The sequence below is a fragment of the Bartonella jaculi genome (genome assembly GCF_039543045.1).
Lineage (GTDB): Bacteria > Pseudomonadota > Alphaproteobacteria > Rhizobiales > Rhizobiaceae > Bartonella > Bartonella jaculi.
This window is the reverse complement of sequence record NZ_BAABIZ010000035.1, coordinates 4,653-9,658: the sequence shown is the minus strand read 5'-3', so window position 1 is coordinate 9,658 and position 5,006 is coordinate 4,653. Positions and strand designations below refer to the sequence as shown.

The 5,006-nt window shown below is 47.1% G+C and carries 4 protein-coding genes; all 4 read right to left on the bottom strand.

Annotated elements, in window-relative coordinates; translation table 11 throughout:
• A partial coding sequence (locus ABD915_RS08220; RefSeq protein ID WP_345117275.1) for a DUF4815 domain-containing protein occupies positions 1 to 2,653 on the bottom strand: 2,653 nt, incomplete at its 3' end.
• Between the two features lies 1 nt (position 2,654).
• Complete coding sequence (locus tag ABD915_RS08215; RefSeq protein ID WP_345117273.1) at positions 2,655 to 3,761, bottom strand: phage tail protein; 1,107 nt, start codon at positions 3,759 to 3,761, stop codon at positions 2,655 to 2,657.
• Positions 3,761 to 4,627, bottom strand: a complete 867-nt coding sequence (locus ABD915_RS08210; RefSeq protein ID WP_345117271.1) for a baseplate J/gp47 family protein — start codon at positions 4,625 to 4,627, stop codon at positions 3,761 to 3,763. Before ABD915_RS08210 ends, ABD915_RS08215 begins: the two co-directional genes overlap by 1 nt.
• Positions 4,614 to 5,000: a GPW/gp25 family protein gene (locus ABD915_RS08205; RefSeq protein WP_345117269.1), complete on the bottom strand. Its 387-nt coding sequence runs from the start codon at positions 4,998 to 5,000 to the stop codon at positions 4,614 to 4,616. The genes ABD915_RS08210 and ABD915_RS08205 overlap by 14 nt, the downstream gene beginning before the upstream one ends.
• Between the last annotated feature and the right edge of the window lie 6 nt (positions 5,001 to 5,006).

The following is a 5,006-nucleotide window of genomic DNA, read 5'->3' as shown; positions in this document are numbered from 1 at the left end:
GCAATTCAACGGCAGCACGCACTTGCAAATCAGAACAGTCCACAAGATCAAAGGTGCCTAAATCCACCGTTTTTTCTGTTTGTCTGTAGCGGGCGGCCAACACCCGAAACGCCAAGGCTTCATCTTGGTGCGCGCTCCAGCTCTGCGCATTAACAGAAGAAAAGCGAGGACCCGTCACATAAGGGTGGCTCGAGACATATCTTTGGTTGTCTTTATCAAAATCTCCAAGTTTGGCGAGAGAGACGGAATGATCCCCATCATCAGTTTTAAGCACAAAGGCGGTAAGACGATCATCGGGCACTAACAAAGGAACAGCATAGCGTGCGCCAGCCCAGCCTGTTTTGGCACCCTTCATGGAATAGGAGGTTTGGGCTTGAATATCAGCTGTCGGATAGCCGTTTTCGGTAGTGACCAAATCAATCACTAGATCATGGTTTTGATTGCCTATTTTACAAAGATGGAAATCAATGCCGGTGATTTGCCGTGTTTCATCGGGGGTAAAGACTTGTGCTTGCGGGTCAAATTTTGTCCAGATTTTCACCGTGGTGGTACGCCGCATCACCTTCACATCAATCACCCCTTGACCGGTAAAAAGCCCCGTTGCTGTTGTTCCACCTCTGCCGCGTGCCACAACATTCTTTGTCCCAGCCGTAATGTTTGGAGGAATCTTGAAACTCCCTTCAAGGGTGCCTTTGCTATTGGCAACAAGATGGCTTGTTGGCAAGACATTGACACCATCAAAGCTAAGGCTTTCCAAGATTTCACCACTGCCAAAGCCTTCAATCTTAAAGTTCAACGGAATTTGTCTTAAAAAATCGATTTGCTCCCTTGTTGTATTCACCAAATCATCACGGATTTCTGTCTTAACGATGCTTCTCCCACGGTTCCAGCCCATATTGAGTTGATTGGTCACACCAGAGAGCCAATCAGTGCGCTCAACATGCCAAAAGTCTGTCGCGGGGGTAAGGGTGACTGTACCAGGCAGGGGTGCAAAATTTTGATAAGGATTGATCTTTTCGCAAGCCGTTGTCAACTCTTGCGCAATGATCACTTCATTGGTCCAGTCAAGGGTGACAGGGGCGTTCAAGGGAGCGGTATAGAATGTTGGGTCAATGGCAAGCTGTAAAATACCGTTTCCCACAGCCCCTGTTTGTTCAAAACCTTCATCTCGATAACTGTCATCGAGAAAAGGATCAGCAAACATACCTTTTTTGGCAACTGGCTCTTTAGAATCCACATTGCTTTTAATGCGCTCTAATTGCATCAAGCGGTCAAGGGAGAGCACGCGTTGAAAATAACGCCACATCTCATCATAGGGGGCAACACGTGTGCCATCATTGACCACAAGGGGTGTTTCAAGCCAGTTATTGGTAATGGTGGCAAGAGAAAGCACATCTTCGGGAACACTGGGCGCCATGGGTTGGTCTGCCGAAACCCCTTTGATATAAACAACATCACCTCCTGTATTTAATCCAATACGGTCAATGCGGGGGAGTTTGTAAGAGTAATTCACGATAATATCACCGTTCATCGCGCCATCTGAGACAGTGATTTCTTGTGCTGTAACTTTATCAGCCTTCACACTTGCGCGATATCGATAGGTCACCGTATAGCTACTGCCAGGAAGTGGTTCATCGCCCATAGGTGCCCAATCAATGGTATCTCCGGTCTTTTTAAAGTCCTTGCCTTCTTTAAATTCCTTACCTCCTTGAATGATTTTGACAAAAGAAGTGATACTTTTGTCAGGAACGCCATCACGCCCAGATGTAATAGCCCCGCGGGTGACATAAACGGTTTTTTCTTTCGTCAATAAAATGGAATGAACAGCTGCAATGGGGGTGTAGTAGGTTTTAAAGGTAAAGCTTGTTTTTTTGCTTTGAGGCGCAAAAATATGGGTTTCACTAGGAACTTCACTTGTCGAAAAGTCTTCCATCTCTTCATGGCGCAAGGCGGCTAAGCGTTTGCGTTTAAAGCCGTTGATATTGGCTTCTCCCTCTTGGATACTGAACACTTGCTTTTGTCCCTCTTGGCCCAAAGCTGTGACACGGCAACCATTCACGATATAATGCCCATGGGCGCGGTCGTACGTCGCAATAGCTTGCATGGCTGGTTCAAGCAGAGAGGGAGATTTTTGATCAATCAAAACACCATCTTGCAAAATATAGACCGGAAAGAAAGCCCCTTGCTGGTCATCATCTTTGAGAGCCCAGACAAGTTTTGCCACCTCACGTGCCGCACCTCCCTCTCCTTCTGCTAAAGATCCTGGAACTTGTCCTAAGAGCTCTGGGTCCTCTTCATGAGTTATCCAGCTTTTTTGCAGTTTTACACCGATTTCTATGCGTCCAACCATAGAAACATTCTCTAAGACGGCATTTGAGACAGGAAAAATATCGCCGGCGATATAAATCTTGCCCTCTGTTAAAGTGACAGTTCTTGTATCTTTATTGACAAAGGCGTCCGCCCGTTCAACACGGTCTCCTTCTTGTGCCACAAGGCGCCCTAAGCGGTTATGGCGCCCCCTTATGATGGTTTGAACTTCATTGAGTTCTCCTGCTTGAAGAAAAGGGCGTTGTCCATAAAACACAACGCTTTGTTGTTCATCTTTGCCACGAGAGCGATCAATTGCAAAGGGTAAGCCACTTTCATGCTTCATGTTAAAACCTCAATAAAATCTTGAATTGTTCGCGAACATCAGCACGCAAAGAAATGTTGATAGGTGTTTTAAGGATCTCCACACCACCACGCAGTTCATCAGCCCCTAACCAAAGTTTACCAGGGGGTGTTTGTTCTACGAGAGAGCCATGAACGAGGAGGGAAACAGAGGCGGCTTGTTTGCCGTCAACATCCTTAAAATCTGTGCGCGCTGCCAGAAACAGCATGGTGCCTATCGGGGAGGGTTGGAATCTGCCACCTGAATGGTGATAAACACCCTCCAAAGCTGGTTCAACAGGCGCTACAGCATAGCATCGGCGATAGCCAATCACGGCATTTTGGCTGTCTCTTAATACGAGATAAAGCGTGCGACTACGAAACCACTCTGCCATGAGAATATCGCGTTCATGTTTTTTAACCGAACACCACGGAAAGTTTGCCAAATCCCATGGGTAATCGATTTTGTTCCAGCTTAATTCTTCATCCCCGTCATCTATCCAATTGCCAATAAGCCTGCCTTCTTCTCTTGTGAGAACGCGCTCTATCTCTGTCGTGCGCCCAAAGGAAAACAAAGTGCCCCCAGCTGTTAAGCGCACACCGCTTTCATACTCCAACATGCTGTCATCAAGGCGTGACATATTGCCTTCCATAGCCCCCACATCATAACCCATGACACCACGGCGAAAATCAGAGCGCAGACATTTGGAAAGGTCGGTGATTACTTCAATAGCTTCAAGCTGCGTTCGTTCAGGCAAGTGATCAAAGTAGAGTTGAAAGGAGTTCCACCATGCCCGCCCCGTCCAGGCGGGTTGAAAGCGTGCTGTAATCCCTAGCCATTCAAGCCCCAACTCTATTGCCGCTATAGAGCCGCGAATATTTTGCCATGCAAGCCCTTGATCAATCAAATCATAAAGGTTAGGGAAATAAGGGCTTAATTCTTGTAAGCCATATTCGTCTCTTAAAAAGGGCAACCAAGAAGGCGGACGCGTGATAAATTTGGCGCGGGGTATTTCTTCGAGTGCCTTTTTAACATGAGGGTCAAAAGCCATTGCTTCTGCCAAACAGCGTTCAAACAAGCTCGAATTCGGTGGCAAAAGTGAGGAAAGCATCAATAAGCACGCCCCCGTTCAGACAAGACAATCTCCCCTAGTGCAACCGCTTCATCAGGTGCGACCAAAATATCCTCACAAGGGTGCGTTATGTTCACATGGTGGACACCCTCAACCATCAAGCGGCTTAGTATCCAACTTAAAGAGAGATCACGCCCAAGTTTTTGCACACGCGCCCATTCTGCTCTTAAATTCTGCTCCGCTCTTTCCAAAACAAAGGAGCCTTCATCCGGTAACAACCAAAGATCAGCAGAAATATCGATCATCCGCTGCACCGCGCTTTTCACAAGGATATGGTCATTGGTCATTTTAACGTGGGGGCAATCAAGGGCGGCTTGCACCTTAGCAATCAAAGCCTCATCAGCCACCCCTGAAGGGGCGTCACTAAAAAGCGCAACATGAATAAGCGGGCTTTTAGCCACACGATAAACAAAAGCATCTTTGACATGGATATCACTGGAGAGAGCAAAATATTGATAGCGTGGTGCTGTCCCCCCTGTAGAATGCCCTTGCCGGCTTAAACGAATGCGGCGGCGAAAACGCTCATCATCCTCATCTAAAAGGCGCGTGACCCCATGAAAATCCCCCAAATGGTCTAAACTTGTGCCATGCGCAAATGTGAGCAAATTATCCCGTGCCACTTCATTCATCCGCTGGCGCAACAGCAACTCTTCATAAGCCGCCGCTTGTAATTGAATGACCACGGGATCATAAGCGGTCTTTTCCACATTGTAAGGGATATGATGCGCCGCAAAAAGCTCAGTCAAACGCGTGATCTTTTGCTCTAAAATGGCTTCAACAGAAAGCTCTTCAATAATTTGTGGCAAAGGGAGTTGTGGGAGAGGTAAAGGTTCAAACTCTGTCATCACCAACCTCTAAATTGATGCTCATTGGCTCTTTGTGTGACCAATCCCCCAAATGCCCATCGGGATAAAAAACACCCGTTAAAACAAAATGGAATGTGCCTTCACGCGTTGCTTTGGTCAAATCAATTCTCTGCAACGAAAACCCAGGTTCTCCGCATTCCGGATCATCGAGCGCTTGTACAATTTCTTGATAAAGACGTAAAATCGTTGCAGGATTGGCATTGGCGTCTTGGAATGCTCCAACATTACATCCATAATGGCGCCGCAAAACCCGTGTCCCAATCCTTGTCGTCAAACATTTGCGAAGTGACTGTTGGCAATGGTCCCAACCATACAACAGAGAGCCATCCTTTTCGCTCATCCCGCACCGCATGCTTTA